The sequence below is a fragment of the Streptomyces sp. NPDC004031 genome, from assembly GCF_053604375.1.
The window spans coordinates 59,467-81,758 of sequence record NZ_JBSGHL010000025.1 but is presented as its reverse complement, the minus strand read 5'-3'; the positions used below and the strand labels follow the sequence as shown (position 1 = coordinate 81,758).

At 75.6% G+C, this 22,292-nt stretch carries 18 protein-coding genes and 1 pseudogene; 8 read left to right on the top strand and 11 right to left on the bottom strand.

The features are described 5' to 3' along the window. Positions 1-25 precede the first annotated feature (25 nt). The 3 genes from ACWERV_RS18360 to ACWERV_RS18350 form a co-directional block, all read right to left on the bottom strand. Positions 26-2,173 carry a tetratricopeptide repeat protein gene (locus tag ACWERV_RS18360; protein ID WP_452934041.1) on the bottom strand — a complete coding sequence of 716 codons (2,148 nt, stop codon included), beginning with the start codon at positions 2,171-2,173 and terminating at the stop codon, positions 26-28. A gap of 59 nt (positions 2,174-2,232) precedes the next feature. Further along, positions 2,233-2,703: a hypothetical protein gene (locus ACWERV_RS18355; RefSeq protein ID WP_452934038.1), complete on the bottom strand. Its 471-nt coding sequence runs from the start codon at positions 2,701-2,703 to the stop codon at positions 2,233-2,235. A gap of 96 nt (positions 2,704-2,799) precedes the next feature. Then, positions 2,800-3,717 carry an MBL fold metallo-hydrolase gene (locus ACWERV_RS18350; protein ID WP_452934036.1) on the bottom strand — a complete coding sequence of 306 codons (918 nt, stop codon included), beginning with the start codon at positions 3,715-3,717 and terminating at the stop codon, positions 2,800-2,802. 102 nt (positions 3,718-3,819) lie between these two features. On the opposite strand from ACWERV_RS18350, the gene ACWERV_RS18345 reads away from it, so the two are divergent. Both ACWERV_RS18345 and ACWERV_RS18340 read left to right on the top strand, forming a co-directional pair. Beyond that, positions 3,820-4,785: an AraC family transcriptional regulator gene (locus ACWERV_RS18345; RefSeq protein ID WP_452934033.1), complete on the top strand. Its 966-nt coding sequence runs from the start codon at positions 3,820-3,822 to the stop codon at positions 4,783-4,785. A gap of 98 nt (positions 4,786-4,883) precedes the next feature. Then, positions 4,884-5,399, top strand: a complete 516-nt coding sequence (locus ACWERV_RS18340) for a hypothetical protein (RefSeq protein ID WP_452934030.1) — start codon at positions 4,884-4,886, stop codon at positions 5,397-5,399. A gap of 33 nt (positions 5,400-5,432) precedes the next feature. On the opposite strand, the gene ACWERV_RS18335 is transcribed toward ACWERV_RS18340, so the two are convergent. Further along, positions 5,433-6,074 carry a TetR family transcriptional regulator gene (locus ACWERV_RS18335; RefSeq protein WP_452934028.1) on the bottom strand — a complete coding sequence of 214 codons (642 nt, stop codon included), beginning with the start codon at positions 6,072-6,074 and terminating at the stop codon, positions 5,433-5,435. Positions 6,075-6,138: 64 nt separating this feature from the next. Here ACWERV_RS18335 and ACWERV_RS18330 point away from each other — a divergent pair, with 64 nt between their 5' ends. Then, positions 6,139-6,894: an SDR family oxidoreductase gene (locus ACWERV_RS18330; RefSeq protein ID WP_452934025.1), complete on the top strand. Its 756-nt coding sequence runs from the start codon at positions 6,139-6,141 to the stop codon at positions 6,892-6,894. 53 nt (positions 6,895-6,947) lie between these two features. On the opposite strand, the gene ACWERV_RS18325 is transcribed toward ACWERV_RS18330, so the two are convergent. Then, positions 6,948-7,238 (bottom strand): hypothetical protein, encoded by a 291-nt coding sequence (locus tag ACWERV_RS18325; protein WP_452934023.1) that lies wholly within the window; start codon positions 7,236-7,238, stop codon positions 6,948-6,950. A 118-nt stretch (positions 7,239-7,356) separates the two neighbouring features. Between ACWERV_RS18325 and ACWERV_RS18320 the strand changes: the two genes are divergently transcribed. Both ACWERV_RS18320 and ACWERV_RS18315 read left to right on the top strand, forming a co-directional pair. Further along, positions 7,357-7,941 (top strand): TetR family transcriptional regulator, encoded by a 585-nt coding sequence (locus ACWERV_RS18320; protein WP_452934020.1) that lies wholly within the window; start codon positions 7,357-7,359, stop codon positions 7,939-7,941. 14 nt (positions 7,942-7,955) lie between these two features. Further along, positions 7,956-8,402, top strand: a complete 447-nt coding sequence (locus ACWERV_RS18315; RefSeq protein ID WP_452934018.1) for a hypothetical protein — start codon at positions 7,956-7,958, stop codon at positions 8,400-8,402. A gap of 24 nt (positions 8,403-8,426) precedes the next feature. Here ACWERV_RS18315 and ACWERV_RS18310 read toward each other — a convergent pair whose 3' ends face one another. Genes ACWERV_RS18310 through ACWERV_RS18300 form a run of 3 tightly spaced genes read right to left on the bottom strand, consistent with a single transcriptional unit; the run spans position 8,427 to position 11,461 of the window. Next, a complete protein-coding gene (locus ACWERV_RS18310) occupies positions 8,427-9,062 on the bottom strand; it encodes an HAD family hydrolase (protein WP_452934015.1) in 636 nt (211 codons plus the stop codon). 19 nt (positions 9,063-9,081) lie between these two features. Next, the gene (locus ACWERV_RS18305) at positions 9,082-9,852 is read right to left on the bottom strand and encodes a hypothetical protein (protein ID WP_452934012.1); all 771 of its coding nucleotides are present in this window, start codon (positions 9,850-9,852) and stop codon (positions 9,082-9,084) included. A 7-nt stretch (positions 9,853-9,859) separates the two neighbouring features. Then, complete coding sequence (locus ACWERV_RS18300; protein WP_452934009.1) at positions 9,860-11,461, bottom strand: eCIS core domain-containing protein; 1,602 nt, start codon at positions 11,459-11,461, stop codon at positions 9,860-9,862. 572 nt (positions 11,462-12,033) lie between these two features. On the opposite strand from ACWERV_RS18300, the gene ACWERV_RS18295 reads away from it, so the two are divergent. The 3 genes from ACWERV_RS18295 to ACWERV_RS18285 are packed head-to-tail and all read left to right on the top strand — an operon-like array spanning position 12,034 to position 19,007. Continuing rightward, positions 12,034-14,064: a VMAP-C domain-containing protein gene (locus ACWERV_RS18295; protein ID WP_452934007.1), complete on the top strand. Its 2,031-nt coding sequence runs from the start codon at positions 12,034-12,036 to the stop codon at positions 14,062-14,064. A gap of 52 nt (positions 14,065-14,116) precedes the next feature. Next, positions 14,117-15,172, top strand: coding sequence for an AAA family ATPase (locus ACWERV_RS18290; protein WP_452934004.1), 1,056 nt, complete (start codon positions 14,117-14,119; stop codon positions 15,170-15,172). Further along, positions 15,144-19,007, top strand: a complete 3,864-nt coding sequence (locus tag ACWERV_RS18285; protein WP_452934001.1) for an SAV_2336 N-terminal domain-related protein — start codon at positions 15,144-15,146, stop codon at positions 19,005-19,007. The genes ACWERV_RS18290 and ACWERV_RS18285 overlap by 29 nt, the downstream gene beginning before the upstream one ends. Positions 19,008-19,052: 45 nt before the next feature. On the opposite strand, the gene egtD is transcribed toward ACWERV_RS18285, so the two are convergent. The 3 genes and pseudogenes from egtD to egtB all read right to left on the bottom strand — a co-directional run bounded on the left by egtD (position 19,053) and on the right by egtB (position 22,279). After that, the gene (egtD, locus tag ACWERV_RS18280; RefSeq protein ID WP_452934088.1) at positions 19,053-20,036 is read right to left on the bottom strand and encodes an L-histidine N(alpha)-methyltransferase; all 984 of its coding nucleotides are present in this window, start codon (positions 20,034-20,036) and stop codon (positions 19,053-19,055) included. Positions 20,037-20,138: 102 nt separating this feature from the next. Continuing rightward, a pseudogene (gene egtC, locus ACWERV_RS18275) lies at positions 20,139-20,861 on the bottom strand (ergothioneine biosynthesis protein EgtC); the annotation flags it as partial. Continuing rightward, on the bottom strand, positions 20,861-22,279 hold the full coding sequence (egtB, locus tag ACWERV_RS18270) for an ergothioneine biosynthesis protein EgtB (protein ID WP_452933999.1): 1,419 nt from the start codon (positions 22,277-22,279) through the stop codon (positions 20,861-20,863). The pseudogene egtC and the gene egtB, both read right to left, overlap by 1 nt. Positions 22,280-22,292: the final 13 nt, after the last annotated feature.

Here is a 22,292-nt window from a genome sequence, read left to right as displayed (position 1 = left end):
CCGCGCCCCGTCGGCGTTCGGGGGGTCAGGCGGGGGGACCCGGACCGTCGGCGTGGCGTTCCCAGTGGGTGACGCTGTTGCGGGTGGCGAGGGTGTCGGGGTGGTCGGGGCCGAGAACGCGCAAGCGGTCGGCCAGCAGGGCCTTGAGCGCCGCGACTGCTCCGGCGGTGTCACCCGAGTGCCCGCGCCAGCGGGCCCAGTTGGCCCGGGTGACCAAGGTGCGGGGATGGTCCGGGCCCAGGATCCGCAGCACGTCGTCCACCAGCGCGGCGTACGAGGCCGCCGCACCGGCCGCGTCACCGGAACGTCCCAGAGCGTAGGCCAGGTTGTTGCGGGTGGCGAGGGTGTCGGGGTGGTCGGGGCCGAGAACGCGCAGACGGTCGGCAAGGAGGGTCTCGAAGACCGCTGTCGCCTCTTCCGCGTTGCCGCCCTCCAGTTGCCAGCGGGCGAGACTGTGGCGGGTGGTGAGGGTGTACGGGTGATCGGGGCCGAGCACCCGGGCGGTCCGCTGGATCAGCTCCTCAAGTACCCCGACGGCTCTTCGGACATCTCCGGCCTCGGCCAGGCAATGGGCGAGGTTGTGCACGGTGAGCAGCGTCTGGCGGTGATCGGGGCCCAGCACGCGGCTGCGGTCCGCGAGCAGGGCGCCGTAGGCTCTGGCGGCGCCCGCTTTGTCGCCCGCCTCGTTCTGCCAGAAGGCGAGGCTGTGGCGGATGCCGAGGATCCGGGGATCATCGGGGTCGAGCAAGTCCCGGAAGTCCGCCAGGATGCCGGAGTACAGGGCGAACGCACCGGCCTCGTCCCCGGCCTCCCCGAGGCAGTGCGCCAGATTGTGACGGCCGACCAGGACGTCCGGGTGATCGGCGCCGAGATGCTCCACGGCGTCGGCGGTGACGCGGCGGAAGTGGGCCGCCCCGGCAGCCACCTGCCCGGATTCGGCCAGGCTGGTACCCGCGCGGAAGAGCACGGAATGTGCGTCGGGCCGGTAGAGGCTCCCCGCAGCGTCGGCCCACGTCTCCAGTGCGGCGGCACAGGCGCGCAGTTTCTCCGCGAAGGCGGGGTCCCGCTCGGTGGAGGGCCACGAGTTGAAGAGCGCGTCCGCCGCCGCACGCGCGGCCGCGTCGAAGCGCTCGGCCGGGAGTGCGTCCCGCGTCGCCCGCTGGACGAGCTGGTGGACGCGCACCGCCGGGTGCTCGGCGGCGTCCCCCGGGTCCGGGGCCTGGACGAGGCTCACCCGGTGGAGGGCGCGCAGGGCGCCGGACGCTTCCGCGCGGCTGACGGCCGCACCCGCGTGAGCGGCGAGGTACGCGCGGGCCGGGCCGCTCGTCAGGACCTCGGCCGGGATGCCGTTGGCGTCCAGGAAGGCGGCCAGCTCCAGCATCGGGCGGGCGAGCCCGGCGGGGCGGAGGCGGTCGGCGTACTCCACGGACAGCTCCCAGGCGGCGGCCGTCGTGCGGGTCTGCCCGTCCGGCAGCACGTCCGGGCTCAACTCGTCGAGCCGGGCGGTCCGTTCGGCCAGCAGTGCGCGGTACGCGGCGACGGGCAGCCCGGCGTCCACGAGGTAGGCGGTGGCCTGCGACGGGGCGAGCGGGAGGTGGCCCAGGTCGGCGGCCAGCCCGGCGAGTTCGGTGCCCGGCTCCGTGACGCCGTACGCGGCGAGCGCGGCGGCGAGGTACGCGGCGGACTCCTCCGGCGTGAAGACCCCGACGTCGATACGGCGGCGGCCCGCGCCGGTCAGGGCCGCGTCCCGGCGGCGGGTCGTGACGACGGTCCTGCCGTACGGGACGGCGGGCGGCCACAGCCCGGTGAGGTCCGCGGGGTCGGTCACGTCGTCCAGGACGACGAGCCAGCGCCGCCCCTCCGACTGGAGCCACGCCAGGAAGCGTTCGGCGGCGCGGTCCGGCTGCCCGGGGTCGGCCCCGCACACCTCGGCGGCGGCCTCGGCGAAGCTCGCGACGACCGCGCTGCGGCTGCCCGCGCTGACCCACACCAGCAGCTCCACCGCGCCCGCGGCCCGCACCTCGTGGGCGTACTCCGCGGCGAGCTGCGTCTTGCCGACCCCGCCCATGCCGGAGAGCACCTGGCACAGCACGGCGGTACCCCCGCCGTGGACCGCGGCCCGCAGCCGCGCCCGCTCGGCGCGGTCCTGGAAGGCCCCGGCCGGCGCGGGCACGAGCCCGATCTGCCGCGGTGCGGCGGTGGTCCTCCCGGCGACGCGTGCGCCGGACTCGCTCAGGGAGTCGTCGGCGAGCCCAGCGGGGGAGGGTTTTCGACGGTCACGTCACCCGTCTTCAGCGCGGCGACGGAGCCCGCGCCCTCCACACGGATCGTGACGTTGCCGACGATCGCGATTCCGTCGCCGGACGCGACGGCGGAGCCGCGGTATTCCGCCAGCGCCGCGGCCACCGCCTCCTTGAGGGCCTGGGCGAAGGCGGGATCGTGGCCGACCGCGCCCTCCAGGGCCGCTTCCAGGGACCGGCCCGCCTGCGGGGAGGGCTGCGCGGCACCCGCGGCCGCCTCCTCCTCGACGGCGGTCAACGCGCCCTCGCCGCTGAGGCGTTCGGCCACGATCCGGTGCACCCGCTCCAGACCCGCGTCCAGGGCGGCGTCCAGCTCCGCCTCGCGCCGGTCCCTCCTCCGCGGGAAGTTCCTGCGCGCCGACCACGCGTGCAGCAACGCCACCACCACATCGGCTCCGGCCACCCCGCCCCCCCAACACCTGCGACATGCGGACGAGGTGAACCGTAGCGCCGTACGGCCGCCCGCCGCGCCCGAAACGTCCGGCTCGGGTCCTGCGGGCTACCGCGTCCGGTAGGCGGCCCACTCCCCGAAGGTGAACGCAGCGCCCGCGCGGCGGACTTCCACCGCGCCCGCCCCGGCGAAGTGCGCGGGGATGAGCAGCGCGCGCTCGTCGGCGGCCCGTTCGAGGACGCGGCGGCGAGAGATCGCGGCCTGGACGGGATCCAGGCAGAGGCAACTGCTGCACGCCGGGGCGAGGATCTGGACAGGGGAGTGCAGCAAGTCGCCCGCGAAGACGGCGCGTTCGCCTGCGGAGTCGACGTGGAGGACGGCCGAACCGGGGGTGTGGCCGGGGGCGGACTCCAGGGTGAGGCGGGCGTCGATGCGGTGGGTGCCGTGCCAGAGCTGGGCCTGTCCGGCCTGGTGGAGCGGGGCGATGCTGTCCTGGTAGAGGAGTTGGTCGTCGCGCCGCCGCCCGCCCCCGTAGCCGTTCGACGGGTCGAAGTGGAAGTCGTCGGCGGCGGGCAGCAGATAGCGGGCGTGGGGGAAGGCGGGGGTCCACGCGCCCGCGGGGCCGGTGGTGTTGCCGCCGACGTGGTCGGCGTGCAGGTGGGTGTTGACGACGAGGTCCACGTCCTCGGGGCGGATGCCCGCCAGCCGGGTCAGCCGGTCGAGGAGGTCGCTGCGGCGGCGGTGGAACATCGGCGAACCCGGCCGCTCGCGGTCGTCCCCCGTCCCCGGGTCCACCACGATCGTCGCGCCGCCGCTGCGCAGGACCCACGTCTGGAGGGCGACCACCGCCTGGTCGCCGTCCGGCCGCCAGTGGTCCGGGGCGAGCTGGTCCTCGTTCTCCTCCCACAGCCGCGCCGGGGCGTCCGGGACCAGCGTGCGGGCGGGCGCGTACGGCCCCTGCCACTCCACGAGCCGGATGATCTCGACGTCTCCCAGCTGGAGGCGCTGCGCGTTCTCGGTGTCCATGCGAGCGAGCCTAGGAACCGCGGGGTGAGGTGCTCAATGCCCGTCCGGCTCATACGGATACGCGTACGTCTCATGCTTGCCGCGCCTCGGTACGCTGGCGCGATGGATGTCGTGAGCGACGCGATCGCCGCCGTACGCCTCGGGCGTACGTCCTCGACCCGCGTGGAGGCAGGCGGGAGGTGGGCCACTCGGTTCGCCCCGTACGGCGGCGCGGGCTTCCACATCGTGCTGAAGGGGTCCTGCCGGCTCGTGCCCGAGGGCGGCGGGCCCCCGCTGCTGCTCGGCACGGGTGACGTGGTGCTGCTGCCGCACGGTGCGGGGCACGTGCTCGCCCACGCCGGGGGCGAGGCCGTCGTGCCGGAAGGGGCCGTGCCCTTCGAGCGCTGGCGGGAGACGGGCCAGCAGGGCGCCCCGGGCACCGGGGAGGTGCAGATGCTGTGCGGGAAGTACCGGCTCGACCGCAGCCGGATGCACCCGCTCATGGCCGAGCTGCCGCAGGTCGTGCACCTCCCGCACGAGGTCGGCGGCCATCCCGCGCTCAGGGCCGCCATCGACCTGCTGGGAAGGGAGTTGGGGGAGCGCCTCCCCGGGGCGTGCGTCGCCGTCCCCAGCCTGCTCGACCTGCTGCTCGTGTACATGATCCGCGCGTGGCTGGCCGAGGACACGCAGGGCGTCTGGCCCGCCGTGCTCGGCGACCCGGTGGCCGCCGCCGCGCTCCGTGCCCTGCACTCGGACCCGGCCGCCGGGTGGACCAACGACCGCCTCGCCGCCGGGATCGGGGTCTCCCGTGCCACCCTGGCGCGCCGGTTCACCGGTCTGGTGGGCCGCCCCCCGATGGCCTACCTCACCTGGTGGCGCCTCACCCTCGCCGCCACCCTCCTCCGCGACACCGCCGACCCGCTCGCCGCGGTCGCCCGCCGGGTCGGCTACGGCACGCCGTACGCCCTCTCGCACGCCTTCAGCCGCGAGTTCGGTACGACGCCGGGGCGCTTCCGGGCGGCGCTTCCGGTGCCGCCGCCCGACCCCGTGCCCGACCCCGTCCCCGACCCCGTCCCCGACGCCGGGTGACGTGCTGACGGGGCGGCGTCCTCCCCAACGTTCGTCCCCGGGTCACGATTCGGGTCCGCGGCCGTGCGGGGCCGGCGCGGGGTGGGATGCTGCCGCACATGTCCGACGAACCGTCCGCCGCGCGTGCCGTGGCCGCCGACGCGACCCCGCCCGTCCCGCGCGCAGGGCGGTGGCGGCCGGTCGCCCTGGGCGCGGTGGCGGGACTGGTGCTCGGCGGCGGTGGTGTGGGCGCGGCCTGGGCCCTGTCCACCGCGGGGTCCTCGCCGCCCGCGCCCACGCCGTTCACCCTGCTGGGGACGCTCTCCCTCTCCCACGCCGTGGACCTCAACGAGGAGGCGGCGTCGTGCGCGGGCTCCGGCGGCTACGACGACATCGTGCAGGGCGCCGCGGTGACGGTGTACGACGCCACGGGCACGGTGGTCGCCACGGGCTCACTGGGCGAGGGGCTGCGAGGGCAGGCCGGTTACAGCAGCGCGGCGTGCGAGTTCCCGGTGACGGTGCTGGGCGTCCCGGCGGGCCGCAAGGCCTACGCGGTGGAGATCGCCCACCGGGGCAGGATAGCGGTCGCGGAAGCGGACGCCGAGGCCGGGAGGTTCTCGGCGACGCTGGGCTGAGGGAAGCCCGCCCGGTTGTCGTGCCCGGCCGCCTCAGCCCGCCCCGCGCGGGGCGAGGGCGTCGGGGCCGAAGGACGCGGTGAGTGCGCGCGCGATGAGGTCGGGCAGGGAGCTTCGCCCGTCGTCCTCGGTCCAGCGTGTCAGCGCGGTGTGCATCGCGGCCAGGCAGGCGCTGGTCGCGGCGCGGGCCCGGAAGGCGGCGTCGGGGTCGGTGCCGTCGGCGTGGGCGTCGGTGTCGCCCAGGGCGTCGACGATCGCCTGCTGGAGCGCGTACTGGCTGTCCAGGTGCCGGGCCCGCAGGGCGGGGGTCGCGACCATGAGCCGCAGGCAGTCCAGGAGGAACCGTTCGTCCGCGCCGGGGCCGTTCCCCTCGGTGAGAGCGGCGGCCGCGGCGACGAGCGCGCCGCCGACCCGGCGTACCAGCGGCTGGTCGGCGGGGGAGGCGGCGACGCGTTCGGCGATCAGCCGGGCGGGCTGGTCGATGAGGACGAGGTCCTCCTTGGTGGGGAAGTGCCGGTAGACGGTCATGGCCGAGATCCCCGCGGCCTCGGCGACGTCGGCGACCGTCACCGCGTCGTAGCCGCGCTCGGTGAACAGCCGTACCGCGTGCGCCTGGATGAGGCCGCGTGTCTCAAGTCGCCGTCTTTCCCGCAGAGTTGGGTGCCGCTCGCTCATGTGGTAGACACTACCATCGTGTTAGTGACTCACATGTGGACGGGGTGGCGACGTGGGTGAACTGATGGGCAGAACAGCTCTGGTGACCGGCGCGTCGCGCGGCATCGGGCAGGCGGTCGCGACCCGGCTGGCCGCCGAAGGGGCCGTGGTCGCCGTGCACTACGGCGCGGACGTGGGAGGGGCGGCGGCGACGGTCGAGGCGATCGGGCGCGACGGCGGGACCGGCTTCGCCGTCCAGTCCGAACTGGGCCTGGACGGCGACGTGGAGAGGCTTTTCGACGGTGTCGAGGCGGGGCTCGACGGGCGCCCGCTGGACATCCTCGTCAACAACGCGGCCGCCGCGCCCGCGGGTCCGCTCGGCGCGACGACCCGCGCGCAGTTCGACCGCCTCTTCGCGGTCAACGTCCGGGCGCCGTACTTCATCGTCGAGCGCGCGCTGCCGCTGATGCGCGACGGCGGCCGGATCGTCACGCTCTCGTCGGTCGCGACCCGGATGGCCAACCCGACGCAGACGTCCTTCGCCATGACGAAGGGCGCCGTCGAGACGATGAGCAGGACGCTCGCCGCCCAACTCGGGGCCCGGGGCATCACGGTGAACGCCGTTGCGCCCGGCGCCACCCGCACCGCGACGAACGGCGTCGTCTTCGACGCGGTGCCGGGCCTGGCCGAGACCATCGCGGACATGACGGCGCTCGGCCGCCTGGGCGGCCCCGGCGACGTGGCCGACGTCGTCGCGTTCCTCGTCTCCGACGCCGCCCGCTGGGTGACCGGCCAGGTGATCGACGCCAGCGGCGGCCTCTTCCTGGGCCCCCGCGTCTGACCCGCCGCCGAGCACGGCGCCCCGGAGGGGGAGGCGTCGCGCTCGGGGGCGGGCTACGGGCGGGGTGCCCGGACGGAGAGGCGGGCGTGTGCCTTCGTCAGCGCGGGGACGAGGACGTACGCGGCCACCGGCACGACGATGCCGGTCAGGATCAGCGTGCGCAGCAGCAGCGGCAGGGTCGCGATCCGCGGCCCGAGCACGCCCAGGACGAGGGTGATCACGGGGTAGACGGCGAGCCAGGTGATGACCGCGCGCCGGTGCGCGGAGGGTGCGGGCGAGGCGGCCGGGGTGATGGCGGTGGTGGTGGCGGTCGCAGGGGTGTTCACGGCGGCGTTCGCGGACATGGCGGTCTCTCCTCGCGGTCGTGATCGGAGCCCATCTCCAACCGGACGGTTGGAAGTGTGGCACACCCGTGCCCAGATCTCCAACCACTTGGTTGGAGATCTGGGCTAGACTCGCCGTATGGCCTGGGACACCGCACGCACCAAGCAGCTGCTGCTCGACGCCGCCGTGACCGAGTTCGCCGAGCACGGCCCCGAGGGCGCGCGGGTCGCGCGGATCGCCGAGCGCGCGGGCGTCAACAAGGAGCGCATCTACCCCTACTTCGGCGACAAGCAGAAGCTCTTCGAGGCCGTGCTCGCCGCGGAGCTGGAGAAGATCGCCGCGGCCGTCCCGCTGACCCCCGACCACGCCGCCGACCTCGGCGACTACGCGGGCCGCGTGTACGACTACCACCGCGCCCACCCGCACTTCGTCCGCCTCCTTGCGTGGGAGGGCCTCCAGGGCGGCCCGCACGTCCCCGCCGAGCCCGCCCGCGCCGCGCACTACGCGCAGAAGGTCGCCTCGGTGGCCTCGGCCCGGCAGTCCGACGCACTGGCCCCCGACCTCACCGCGGGCCAGCTCATGCACGCGGTGATCGCCCTGACGGCGTCCTGGTTCACCCTCCCCCAGCTCGCCCGCATGCTCCTGCCCGAGGTCACCGCCGCGGGCCCGGCCGCCGAACGCGACGCCCTCGTGGCCCTCGTCCGCCGCCTGACGGCCCGCTGAGGAGGCGATCGGCGATGGGGACGATCCTCAAGGGCGTGCACCGTGTGCGCTGGCACGAGCTGACCCACGCCTACGGCACCGCGGAGCAGGTCCCGGGCCGCCTGTCCCGGGTGGCCTGGGGCGACCCGCGGGCCGCCGAGGCCGCGCTGAGCGATCTCGGCCTGTGGCTCGCCGAACTGTCCGTCTTCGACGCGACGGCCGCGGCCGTCCCCTTCCTGTGGGACCTCGCGGCGACCGGCACCGTCACCTGCCGCCCGGACGTGCTCCGCCTCCTGCGCGCGGTCCTCGCCCACGGCAACCCGCCCCACCCCGCAATCCAGCGCGCCGCCCACACCGCCGTCCTCGACGGCCACGCCCCGGCCGCCGCCCTCGCGGAGGAGGACCCGGACCCCGCCGTCCGCGCGGCGGCGCGGGAGCTGCTGACCGCGATCGGCGCCCACACCTGCGGGACGTGCGCCTGACCCGCGCCGACCCGAACGCTGCTGCTAGCCGCCGAGCACCGCGCTCAGGGCGCGTTCCAGGTCGGCGAGGGTGCGGTAGTGCAGGCCCGTCATGCCGAGCGCGGCGGCCGCCGTCACGTTCTCCTCGCGGTCGTCGACGAAGAGGCAGCGGTGGGGCGGGACCCCGGCGCGGGTGGCGGCGATCTCGTAGATCTCCCGGGCGGGTTTGGCCACGCAGACGCGGGCGCTGCTCACGACGTGGTGGGGGAGGTCGGACAGGCCCAGGGTGTCGAGGTCGGCTTCGAGACCGAGATCCGCGTTGGTGACGAGGACCAGCGGCATGTGCGGGCGCAGACGGCGCAGCAGGGCGACCACCGCCGGGTCGGCGCGGAACGGGGAGTGGGCCATCGCGGCGGCCAACTCCGTTGCCTGCGCGGGCGATACGCGATCGGCGAGGCCCGCGGCGATGGTGGCGGCCCATTCCCGCTTGGTGATCCGGCCCAGCAGCAGCGGGCCGTCCACCTCGGGGGCGAAGGCGACGGCGGCGGTGGCGCCCGCGGGCAGGCCCGCGGCGCGTTCCAGGGCGGCGAGCGCGGACGTGTCGAAGAAGCGGATCACGTTGTCGAGGTCGCACAGGACCGCGTCGAACGGCCTGGCCGGGGCTGCTCCGTGGGACGTCACGGAGCATGCTTAGCACGGCTCAGGAGCCGTCGCCCCGGGTGAGGTGGTAGCTGCGGGGGTCGGCGATGCCGTGCACGTCCTGCGCGGTGAGGGCGTCGGGGCCGTCGGCCCGGAGCTGGAGGTGGCGTTCCTCGTGCACCGGGCGCAGCCCGAACGCGGACTCCAGTTCCAGGTCGAGCCGGGAGTCGGCGGGGGCGGACCACCAGCGGCCGGTGAGCTTGCCCTCCAGGCCCGCGCGGCGGTGCGTGCCGGTGAGGTGGCCGCTCTCCTCATCGTCCGGGGAGCCGTCGGCGGTCAGTTCGACCTCCAGCACCTCGCCGTCCTGCGCGTCGCTCGCGATCGTCCAGCGGCCCGGCCCGACCGCCGCGCCGCCCGGCGCCGGATCCGCCTGCGGGGGCTGCCGGTCCAGCAGGCGGTAGACCGCGGCCGCGGCCTCGGAGGCGTCACCGCCCTGCGGCACCGACTCGGCCCCGTCCGGGACGTCGGTGCCGTCGAGCGGCCACACCAGGCACGGCTTGTCGAAGTCGGCCGCGTGCGTGCGCTGTTGGCTTACGTGTGTGTCCTGCGCCGCGGCCTTCGACCAGACGACGAGGAGGACGTCGCACGCCCCGAGGTCCTGGAGCACCGGCTCGGCCGGCAATTCGTCGGATAGGTCGCGGGTTTCGTCCACGGCGGTGCGGGCGCCCCCGGCACGCAGCAGGGCGTCGAGCGCACCGGCGGGCTCGGCGTCCGCGGGCGCGTACGCGAGGAAGACGCCGGGGGGCTCGGGGGTGCTGGTCTCTTCGGGCATGGGCGTCTCAGGCCTCCGCGTCGTACGAGTCCGACTCGCTGCTGTGGTACCAGGGGGCTGCCGGGTTGTAGGACGCGAGGTAGTAGTCCGCCGCGCAGCTGTAGGTCTCCGGGAAGAGCTGGTGCGCCCGCTTCTTCAGGATCGCCATGGCCGCGAGTTCGTTCTTCAGCCCGTCCTTGTCCTGCTGGTTGGCAGGCTTGGCCTGCTCGTCGTCCACCAGCTTCTGGGCCGCCTGGAGGTTGTCCTTCAGGAACTGCGGCCATTGTGCCGGATCGCTGCTGTACGTGTAGTTCGGCGTCACTCGGTAGTGGACGAGCTTGGGCCACTTGGCGTGCGGCTTGCTCAGCGGCGCCGCCGGATCCAGGACGTGGGTGACGGTCGGGTGCGACGCCTCGTAGGGCTTGAGGGCCTTCGCGCTCGACTCGGCGCCCTGCACGGTCTGGCCGGGCGCGGCCCAGCCGACCTTCCCGTCGCCGAGGGCTATCGGCGGATTGGCCGCGATCCACTGCTCGTAGGCCGCGACGAGCCCGTTGGTGCCGCTCTGCATCGAGGCGCGGATGGGGCGCTCCACCTTGTGGAAGTGCTCCTGGGTGTTGGACTTCGCCGAGCCCATGAAGATGTTCCAGGCCGTGTCGTTGGCGCCCGCGACGAAGTCGCCGTTGATCGCGTGCATCGCCGTGGCGACGTTCTGCTGGCCCCTGGCACGGACGAGGTTGACGTCCGCGAGCTTCATCGTCGTGATGTCCGCGGGCTCGCCCGGCGACGAGCCGCCACCGGTGTTGCTGAGCATCTTCTCCAGGTAGAGGGAATTGCCGAGCGTGCCGCCGCCCGGGTAGACGTAGCCCGACCCGGCGAGGGTGTCCGTCGTGAGGCCGCCGAGGGTGGCCGGGCTGGGCGTCATGTTCGTGAACGGCTCGAAGACGGCGGCGCGTTGCAGCATGCCGCCGCCTGCGCCAGGACGTGCGGCGGTGTGCTCGTCCTCCTCGGCGTGCTGCCCGCCGTGGTCGGCGTGGCCCTCGTGCCGGTGGTGCCCGCCGTCGCCGCCGGGGGCCGGACGCCGCATCACCCGGACCGCGTTGGCCTCCGCCGCGCGCTCGAAGCGGTCGGAGGGATCGGAGACCTTGAGGCCCGCTCCGTTGTCGGTGCCCGCGACCGGGCCCTGCCGCTGCTGGAGCACATGCGTCAACTCGTGCGCGAGCGTCCGCCGGTCGTCGCCGCCCTTGCCGATCACCACATGGCTGCCCGAGGTGTACGCGCGGGCGCCGACCTCCGCGGCCGAGGCCGCCGCGGCGCTGTCGTCGTGGATGCGGACGTCCGAGAAGTCCGCCCCCATCCTGCCCTCCATGTCCGAGCGGAGACCCGCGTCCAGCGGGCGACCGGGCCTGCGCAGCACGTCCCGCACGGCGGAGCGCTGCACCGTGCCGCCGCCGCTGTTCTGCCCGCCCGCAGCGGCCCGCCGCAGCATCTGGACGACGGCCCGGTTGCCGCTCCCCGCCTGCATCGCCTTCAGCCCGGTCAGGGCCGCCCCGACGCTGCCGCGCGGGGCCCGCGCCTCCGTCCGGGCGGCACGTTCGGCGGCCTGGGACCTGTCGTTGTCTCGGGCGTGCACAAGGGGCCCCTTTCCCCGGACGGAACAGCAACACCTCTTTCTTTACGCGCCCGTTGACCACGCCGCCAGGGACCGGAGGGCAGAACCGGGGGCACGCGCGGGCACCGCGACGTGCGGCGCACGGGAGGTACGGTGCCCCGGCGGAGGGCAGGACGGGCCCCGCGTGCGGCCCTTGCCGCGAACCCCGGCCCCGGGCTGGGGACTTCTGGCACAGTGGGCGTATGGGGGAGTACCCGGCCCGGAGCCACGGCGAGCACGACCGCCACCCGTACGCCCACCCGGCCCCCACCCAGGGCCCCGCCCCCACGGCATCGCCGGAGCGCCCCGCCTGCGAGCCGGCCGGAGAAGCCCGCACCCTCTCCGCCGCGCACGAGCTGCCCGCCCGGCCGGACCCCGCACCGCCTCCCCGGCCACCGGAACCGCCTGCGAACGCCACCGCGCCCCCTCCGGGACCGCCCCCGGCCCCCGGGGCGCCGCAGCCTTCGCAGCCGTACGCCCCCGGGCCCGTGCCGCCCGCGAGGCCCGCTCTCGCGGGGTGGCCCTCGCCCGTCGCGGCCGGGTCCTCGACGGGGGTGGAGGACGGTCGTGCGTATCCAACAGCCTTCCACGACACCGGGGCTGACGACCCCGACGCCCCCGTGCGCGCCGCCTGGGTCGCGGTGTGCTCGGCCGCCGACGGGGTGGCCGTGGGCGCCGGAGTGGTCGTGGCCGAGGGGGTCGTCCTCACCTGCGCGCACGTCGTCAACGCCGCCCTCGGCCGGGACCGGCTGGCCGCCGCGGAACCCGCGGACGCCGACCTCGCGGGCGTCGCGCTCGTCCTGCCCGCGGCCGGACCGGGCCGCCACCGGCCCACGCTCGTCCGGTGGGACGCGCCGCGCGCGGCGGCCCGCACGGGGGTGTGGGACGGCGACCTGGCCCTGCTGCGGCTTCCCGCGGACGCCCCCGCCACCGCCCCGGTACGGCTCGGCGAGGCGCCCTTCGGCGGCAAGGCGTGGGCCTGGTACGCGAGCGGTGACGGGCGCACCGCCGTCGACGTGCACGTGCAGAAGGCCCTCGGCCCCTGGCTGCTGCTCGACCCGGGCAGCGCCCAGCTCGCCGTCCGGCGCGGCTACAGCGGCGGACCCCTGTGGGATTCCGCGGCGGGCGCGCTCGTCGGCGTCATGGTGAGCGTCGAGAACGAGTTCCGCCGCTACTACGCCATCGGGCCCGGCGCCGTGCGTGCGCTGCTGGCCGGTGCGGGTCTTGGACCGGTCGGCCCGCGTACCCCGCACGACGCGTGGCTGCACACCCGGCTCACCGGGGCCCTGGGCGCTCTCTCGCCCGAACGCCACCTCCGGGGCGCGGAGTTGCTGGCGTGGGCGCTGCGCCTGCCCGGCGGGCCGCCGCGCACCGCGCACGCGGCCGCCGATGCCGCGCTGGCCCACCCGCGCGGGCTGCCCGCCCTGCGGGACGCGTTCGCCGATCCGGCCGCGCCCGAAGCGGGGCCGTTCGAAAGGGTGTTGGCGGACGCGGTGGCGAGCGGCTCGCCCGTGCGGCTGCTCGGCCCCGACGACCACACCCGGCTCGGCGCGCTGCTCGCCGCCGTACCGCTGCCGGACGTCCTCGCCGCGGCGCGCGCGGCCGTACCGTATCTGCCTCTGTACGCCGACCGGTTGCCGGACACGGCCGCGCTGCTGGACCAGTTGGAGGACCGCGCCGCCGACCCCGGGGTGATGCCGCCGCTGCTCCAGGTGGTGGAGGAGACGGCGGCGCTGCGGGCCGACCTGCGGGCGGAGCTGCACGAGTGGAGCAGCCGGGTCGCCGCCCGGCTGCGGGTGCGGCCGGGGGCGCTGGAGCAGGTCAGGGCCGACGCGCGGGCCCGCGCCCGGACGCGCGGCCGCGCGCTGCCGGTGCTGCGGGTGTGGCTGTGGGAGCGCGGCCGGGACGCCTTCAGCTACGTCATCCGCCTCTACGGCGGCGACGACCGCCTGCTGAACACCTGGTCCGCGCAGGACACCCCGCGCCGCCACACCGACATGTGCGCCGAACTCGCCGACGCGGTAAGGACCCTGGCCGACCAGGGGCAGAACGCGGGCGTGGAGTTCCTGCTGGAGCACGGCTCCTTCGGGCTGCCCTTCGACCGCTGGCCCCTCCCCGTGCCGGAGGTGGGCCCGCGCATGCTCGGCCTGGACCACGTGGTGGTGCTGCGCGGCCAGCGGCGGCCCACGCGCGGCCCGTGGGAACGCCGCTGGGGCAGCCTCGGTTCGGCCGCGAGTGTCGTCGGCGACGCGGACGACGCCGACGAACTGCTGGGTGAGGACCTCGACGCCGCACTCGTCCTCGCCGCCTGCGCGCCCGCCCACATCGACCAGGTCGTGCGGCTGTGCCGGCACCACGGTGTGCCGGTCGTGCTGTGGCACCGGCAGGGCGACGGCGACGCGGGCCCGCTGCTCGAACTCGTCGGCCACGACTGGCGGGGCTCCCTGCGCGAGGAGGTGCGGCGCCGCCGCGTCAAGGCCCGCAACGACGACCGCAAGCTCGGCGCCCACCTCGCCCTGCTCTGGGAGGACCCCCGCTGGGACCCCCGCGGGGCGGGCCTGACCGAACCCGTCCCCCTCAACTGAGCATCCTCACAGTCCCGTTCCGACCCGACGACGCCCCGGAAGGCGGTGCTCCGTGACCGGCACCCCCGCAGTACCCGACGAGCCCGCCGCGCCCACCCCCGGTGGCGGCCCCGCCGACGCCCGGCCCGCCCGTGAACGCCTCTTCCGCGGCACCGGCGAGCGCTACGCCGACGGCGTCCCGCTGCCCGAGCCGCCGCCGTGGCGGCAGGTCCGGAAGGACGGCACCCCCCGCGCCGCGCGGCCGTATCTGATCGGGCCCGAGCAGGTCGAGGTCGTCAACGCGGCACTGCGGCTGCGCCGGCCACTGCTGGTGACGGGCAACCCGGGCACGGGCAAGACCTCGCTCGCCTACGCCGTCGCCGACGAACTGGGCCTCGGGCCCGTCCTGGTGTGGCCGGTCAACACCCGCTCCACGCTCACCGACGCGCTCTACCGCTACGACGCGATCGGCCGGCTGCGCGGCGACGGCGGCCGGGCCGAGCCAGGGGACGGCGCCGACGCGACGACCGGCGTGGGCAGTTACGTACGGCTCGGCCCGCTCGGCACCGCGCTCGCCACCCGCCACGAGGGCCGCCCCCGGCTCCTGCTCATCGACGAGCTGGACAAGAGCGACGTCGATCTGCCCAACGACCTTCTCCACGTCCTGGAGGAAGGCGAGTTCACCGTCCCGGAGCTGGCCCGGCTGCCCGAGAGCCCGCAGGGTGTCCCCGTCCTCACCGAGGGCTCGCACGAACGCGTCACCGTCCACCGCGGCAGCGTGCGCTGCGCCGACTTCCCGCTCGTGGTCATGACCAGCAACGGCGAGCGCGAGTTCCCGGCCGCCTTCCTGCGCCGCTGCGTCCGGCTGGAACTGCCCGACCCGGGCCCGCGCCGGCTCCAGGACATCGTCCGCGCGCACTTCGCCGAGGCTGGGCCCGACGCGCTCGCGGCGCACTGGCCCGCGATCGAGCTGCTGATCGAGAACTTCGTCGCCCGCCGCGACCTCGGGGGCCTCGCCACCGACCAACTCCTGCACGCCGTGCACCTGTTGCGGCAGGGCGTCCGGCCCGACGAGCGCCACCTGCGGGAGGCGGTGCTGCGTGAACTCCACGACCGGGGAGGGCGGTGACCCGGGGCGGAGCCTGCCCGGCCCGCCGTTCGCCGACCACGACAGGACGCCCGTCGCGGGGGGGCGGCTGGGACCGCCGCCCGGGGGAGCCGTCCGCGTCGGTGTCACGGGGAACTCCCGCGCGGGCAGGTCCGCACGGGTGGAGCCGCCGCCCGGCACCGGGGGGAGCGGCTCCGTCCAGCAGCTCCACGACATACTCGGCGGCGCCGGAATCGACCTGACACCGGGCGAGTTGGCCGACGTGCTGTGGCTGGCCCTCGCACAGGGTGTCCCCGAGCCGGTGGCGCCGAGCCCGCTCCCCGCACCGCCCCCGTGGACGGAACGGCCGCCCGAGCCCGGATACGCCGGGCCCGTCCACTCCGGCTCCGGGACCCCGCCCCGGCCGGACAACGCCCTGATGCTGCCCCTGCCGGTCCGGCCCGCCCCCACCCCCGAGCCCCCGCGTAAGCCCTTGCCCGCACCGGCCACCGGGCCCGCCGCCCCGCGCCCCCGCCCCGTCTACGCCCTCGCCGACGCCCGCCCCGGCCGCGGGGCCGCGCCCGTCCGCGTCCCCGGCGTGCCCGGCCTGCCCAACCCTCTGCACGTCGTGAGGGCGTTGCGCCCGCTCAAGCGCCGGGTCTCCTCCCTCCACCGCTTCGAGCTCGACGAGTCCGCGACCGCCGAGGCCATCGCCGAGAGCGGCGGGCCAGATGTCGTCCTGCGCCCGGAGCGGGCCCGCTGGCTCGATCTCGTCCTCGCCGTGGACGACGGGATCGCCCTCAGCGTGTGGCGGGACACCCTCGCCGAACTCGCCCGCGTGCTCGGCACGTCCGGCATCTTCCGCACGGTCCGCCGCGTCGGCTTCGCGACCACCCCCGTCAACTCCGCCGTCGTGGACGGCAATCGCACCGCCGTGCTCGCCGTCACCGACGGCGTCGGTCCCGCGTGGCGTTCCGGCGCCGCCCACCGCACCCTCGCCGCCTGGGCCCGCAAGGCCCCCACCGCCGTCCTCCAGCCGCTGCCGCTGCGCCTCTGGCAGGGCACGGCCCTCCCCGCCGAACGCCTCCGCGTCCGCAGCGGCCGCCCCGCCCCCGCCAACCACCTGCTGCGCGCGTACGACCCGTGGCTCCCCGCGCATCTCGCCCAACCCCTCGAACTGCCCGTCCCCGTCCTGGAACTGGGCGACTGGTCCCTCGGCCCGTGGGCGTCCCTGATCGCGTCGCACGGCGGCAGCGCGTACCTCCACGTCGTGGACGCGGCCGCCCCGGCCTCCCCGACACCCGCCCCCACGCGCGCCGTTGACCCCGCCGAACGCCTGCGCGCCTTCCAGGAGACGGTCAGCCCCGAGGCGTACGAACTCGCCGCCCACCTCGCCTCCGTCGACCCGCTCACCCTCCCCGTCATGCGCGTCGTCCAGTCCGCCGCGCTGCCGGGCACGAGCCCGTCGTGCCTGGCCGAGGTGATGCTGAGCGGCCTCATGCGGGTGGACGCGCCGCTCGCGGGCTTCGACACCTACACCTTCGCCCCCGAGGTCCGCGGCCTGCTGCGGACGGCCGTCCGGGCCACCGACGCCCGCCGCACGGTCGACGCGGTCACCGCCTTCCTGACCCCGCGCCTGGGCCGCGCCCCCGACTTCCCGGCGCTGATCGCGACGCGCACGGGCACGCTGGCGCTGCCGCGCGAGGCCGCACCGTTCGCGGAACTGCCCGCCCCGGCGCAGGAGCCGGACCCGCACGCCGGGCTGCCGCCGCACCCGGCGGAGCGGTACGTGGTGGCGGTGTGGGAGGAGGACGGCGTCGCGTGCACGTCGGGCTACCTGGTCGCCGACGGCATGATCCTCACCGCGCGTGAAGGGGGGTCCGCCGACAGCGGTCCGCGCCCCACGGTCACCGTCACCACGATCCATCACGACGACGACAGGACTCCCGCGCGCCTGGTGGCCGTGAGCGGACAGGCGCTGCTGTACCGGATCAGTGCGCCGATCGCGGCGCGCTACCGTGTCCCGCCGCTGCTGTTCGGCCATGTGAGGAACGCGGCGCATCCCTCCACGCCCTTCGCGGTCCGCGTGGCCTACGCGGCGTTCGCCGGACACCCGCCGCGCAGGGTGGCAGGGCCGCTGGCGCCGGGCGCGAGGTACTTCTACCCCCTCCTGGACCTCACGACGGTGCGCCCGCTGGAGGAGGGACCCGGAGGGCCGATCACCTACCACGTCACACTTGACGCGTACGGAATGCGGGAATCCGGGGCGCTGAACGGAGCCGCGGTCTTCGACGGGCCCGCGCTGTGCGGCATCGTTCTGCGGTCCCCCGCGGCCCCCGGCGGGACCGACCGTCTCACCATGCTCACCGTTCCCGGGCTCCTCCTCGAGGACGCCTTCTTCGCCGCCCTCGGCTCCCCGGAGACGGACCTGAACCGCCCGGGGCGGCCCGTCAGGCCCTTGGGCACCACGGAGCCCCCCGCCGCCCCTGTGTCCCCCGACAGCATCCCCCCGCTCCCCACCGAGCCCGTGTACCTGCGGCATGAGCCGCCGAACACCGAACGCGACCTCACCCCGCCCGAGGCACCCGCCGGGATGACGCTCGACGAGACGGACGCCCTGCGGGAGGTGGAACGGGCCGCGCTGCCCGACCGGGCGTACGCCTCGGGCACGCTCGTGCTGCGCGGAGCGGCGGGCGGGCCGCGGGCCGTCGCCGCCGCCTTCGCGGTCGAGCACCGGGAGGACTTCTCCCGCGTGTTCTGGTACCGCCGCGTCGTCCACCCGTCCCCCGCCGTCTCCGCCCGCCGGGACGAGGCCCCCGTGCTGGTCGTCCTGGAGGACTGCGAGGACGAACTGCTGCCGCCCTCCGGCCGCGGCCTGCTGGTGCTGGCCCTGGGCGACCAGCTCGCGGGCCACGGCTTCCCGGAGATCCGGATCGGCCCGGGTCCGGCTCCCGGCCCGGTCACGCGTCCGCTCGACATCACCCCCGCGCCGTTCCGTCCGCCCCGGACTCCCTGGCCGCCGAAAATGCCCACGCGGTCCGCGCCCCGGCAGGTGCCGGATCCGTACGAGCGCGTGTCGGGGAGCCTGCCCGGGGAGGTCCTCGACGACCTGCTCCGGATGCTGCCGTGGCTGGCCCGCGTGGTGTCCTTCGACCTGCTCGAAGTGCTGTGGCCCGCAGGCCGGTTGAGCGCGGCGCTGGGCTCGCTGAGCGAGAGCCGTTCGCTGGGCGTCAGCTGGGGCCGCCGCGAGGTGTTCCTGGCGCCGGGGCAGCAGGGGATCCGGGACACCCGCGGCAGGAAGCTCGCCGAGGTGATGCTGCTCGGCGCCTACGAGGAGGTGCTGCCCCCGCACCGCCCGCGCCACGCGCCGGGTGCGACGGAACTGGCCGGGCACGTCGTGGCACTGTCCGCCGCGGTGCCGCTCCAGGAGGACGGCGAGCACACCGTGCGGCTCTTCTCCCGTGCCGCCCGCCATCTGCTCCAGTACGGCGACCCGCGCACCGCCGTGCTCCTCGCCGAGCGGGCGCTCTCCCACGTCGAGACCCGGCCGCTGACCGGTACGGGACGCGCGCTCGCGGTGCCGACCCGCACCGAACTGGCGCGCCTGGCAGCGGAGTCGGGCCTGTCCGCGTTCCTGGCCCTGTCCCGAAAGACCGTCGCCGCCTATTGCGACCTCTCACCGCCGCTCGCCGACGAGCTGGTCCACGTCCACCGCGAACTGGCCGCCGCCTTCGAGAGGTTCCACGACAGTCCTGCCCTCGCCCTCCCGACGTTGCGCGAGGCCCTGAGCCGGGCGGTCGCCACCCTCGGCCCCTCCGACCCGCTGACCCGGGCGGTCGAGTCCGCGGTGACCCGGTTCGGCGGCAAGGGGATCTGAGCAGGTGCGGGGCACGCGCTCTCCCGAACGCGTGCCCCGCAGAATCTAGTTGGGCACCGCCAGCAGCAGCGCGAACCGCTCGTCCGGGTCGGTCCACCACTGCCGTACGGTGAAGCCCCCGACGTGCAGCTCCTCCGTGAGGGACTCGCGGCGGAACTTGCAGGACAGCTCCGTGCGCACCTCCTCGCCCGCGGCCAGCGAGAGGCCCAGGTCCACGCCCGGGATCTTCACGGACTGCGCCGCGCGCGAGCGCAACCGCATCTCGATGCGCTCCTCGTCGGCGTTCCAGAGCGCGACGTGCTCGAAGGCGTCGGGGTCGAAGTCGGCCCCCAGCTCCCGGTTGAGCACGTGCAGGACGTTCTTGTTGAACTCCGCGGTGACGCCCTGCGCGTCGTCGTACGCCCGCACGAGCACCTTCGGGTCCTTGACCAGGTCGGCGCCGAGCAGCAGTACGTCGTCGCTGGTGAGGGAGAGCGCGAGGGTGCGGTAGAAGGCCTGGCGCTGGGTGGCGTCGAAGTTGCCGATGGTGCTGCCGAGGAAGGCCAGCAGGCGCGGGCCGGGCTCGTCCGACAGCGGCAGGCCGCCCTCGAAGTCGGCGACGGTCGCGCTCACGGTGAGGCCGGGGTAGTCGCGGCAGATGGCCTCGCCCGCCTCGGCGAGGGCCGCCGAGCTGACGTCGAGCGGGGCGTAACGCCGCAGCGTGCCACCTGCGGTGAGCGCGTCGAGCAGCAGCCGGGTCTTGCGGGAGGAGCCGGAGCCGAGTTCGACGAGGGTGGCCGCGCGGGTGATCGCGGCGATCTCGGGGGCGCGGCGGACGAGGATCTCCTGCTCGGCGCGCGTCGGGTAGTACTCGGGCAGCCGGGTGATCTCCTCGAACAGGTCGCTGCCGCGCTTGTCGTAGAACCACTTGGGCGGCAGCGTGCGCGGCGCGTCGGTGAGGCCCTTGCGGACGTCGGCGTGCAGCGATTCGGTGAAGTAGTCGGCGGGCAGCCGGTCGTCGAGGGTGAAGCGGCTCTTCTGCGCGGGCATGTGGTCACGCTCCTTGCGGTCGGCGGCGGTCCCCGGGGGGCGCAGCGGGATGATCCGTACTCCTGCGGTGGTGGCCAGCAGCAGCGAACGGTCGGGGACTTCCCGCCATTCGCCGAACCCGGCGCCCGAGCCGTACGCGTCGGCGTGCGGCCCGGCGGGTTCGTCGTCGGGCTCGGAGGCGACGAGCACCGCGCCCGCCCCCGTGCGGTACCAGAGGGTGTCGCCCCACGCGGTGGCCGCGATGGTGCGGCCGTCCGTGGCCAGGAAGTTGAGCCGCGCGCCGGGCCGGGCGGCGGCGACCTCCCGGACGACGGACACGAGCGCGCCGCCCGGCGGCTGGCCCTGGCGCAGCCGGGTGGCGACCATCGCCCACAGCACCCCCGAGTCGCTGCGGGTCTCCAGGCCGAGGAGTTCGGCCTCGCTCAGCCCGGTCGGCAGCCGGGTCCAGTCCGGGACGGCCCCGTTGTGGCTGAAGAGCCAGTGCCGGTCGCGGAAGGGCGCGGCCGCCGTCTCCTCCTGCGTCGTGCCTTCCGTCGCGGAGCGCACCGCGGCCAGGACGGTCCCGCTGCGGATCGCGTCCGCCAGTTCGGCGAAGTTGGCGTCCGCCCACACGGGCAGCGCCCGCCGGTAGCGGGCGGGCCGCACGAAGCCGTCGCCGTCCTCCGCGTCGAGGGGGTACCAACCCACGCCGAAGCCGTCGGCGTTGACGGTGCCGTGCCGCTGCCGGCGCGGCCGCCACGACTGCTCGTACAGCCCGCCCGCGGGCCGTACCAGCAGCCGCGCCAGCGGCAACGGCGACCCGGCGTAGGCCAGATGACGGCACATCAGGCCTGCCCGGTGGGCGTCGTCGTGGCTTCGTCGCGCGCCGTGCGGAAGCCGGAGAAGATCTGCCGGCGGATCGGGTAGTCCCAGTTGCGGAAGGTGCCGCGCGCCACGACCGGTGAGACGCCGAACGCGCCGCCGCGCAGCACCTTGTAGTCGGGGCCGAAGAACACCTCGGAGTATTCCTTGTAGGGGAAGGCCGCGAATCCGGGGTAGGGCGCGAAGTCCGAGGACGTCCACTCCCACACGTCGCCCATGAGCTGCCGGGCGCCGCTGGGCGCCGCGCCCCCGGGGTAGCTGCCCGCGGGGGCAGGGCGCAGGTGCCGCTGGCCGAGGTTGGCGTGGTCCGGGCCGGGGTCGGCGTCGCCCCACGGGTAGCGGCGGGAGCGGCCGGTGGCCGGATCGTGCCGGGCCGCCTTCTCCCACTCCGCCTCGGTCGGCAGCCGCCGCCCGGCCCAGCGGGCGTAGGCGTCGGCCTCGTACCAGCAGACGTGCACCACGGGCTCGTCGGCGACGACCGGTTCGGTGCGGCCGAAGACCCGGCGCGTCCAGCCCTCGCCGTCGCGCTCCCAGAACAGCGGCGCGACGAGGTTCGCCTCGCGCACGTGCCGCCAGCCCTCGGGCGTCCACCACACCGGGTCGTCGTAGCCGCCCGCGGCGATGAACTCGGCGTACGCGCCGTTCGTGACCGGCACCGTGTCGAGCCAGAAGCCCGGCACCTCGACCTGGTGCGCGGGCAGTTCGTTGTCCAGGGCCCAGGGCTCGGTGCTGGTGCCCATGGTGAAGGGGCCGCCGGGTATGTGCACCTCGCGCGGCAGCAGCGCGGCGTCGGCGGGCGCGGGCGGCGGCGCGGGCGCGTCCAGCACGGGCGGTCCGACGCGCAGCTGGTGGGTGGCGAGCATGGTCTCGTCGTGCTGCTGCTCGTGCTGCGCGAGCATGCCGAAGACGAACGCGTCCGCGAGCAGCCGTTCACCCTGGTCGGGCGAGGTGTCGACGGTCGCGAGGACGTCCGCGGTCTGCTCGCGCACGGCCGCGATGTACGCGCGCGCCGCGTCGGGACCCAGCAGCGGCAGCGCGGGGCGGTCGGCGCGCGGTGTCCTGAACGCGTCGTAGACGTGGTCGAGGTCGGGGCGCAGCCCGGGGCGCCCGCCGGCCTCGCGGACCAGCCAGAGGTCCTCCTGGTTGCCGATGTGCGCGAGGTCCCACACCAGGGGGGACATCAGCGGGGAGTGCTGGGCGGCCAGGTCCGCCTCGTCGACGCTGTCGGTCAGCAGCCGGGTGCGGCGGCGGGCCGTCTCCAGGGCGTCGAGGGCCCGTGCGGCCGGGGCCTGTGCGGCGGCCGGGGTGTGAGTGCTGGAAGTGCCGGAAGTGGCAGGAGTTGCCTCGGTCGAGGCCGTGCCGGTGGTGCGAGGGTTTGTCACGACATACCTTCCG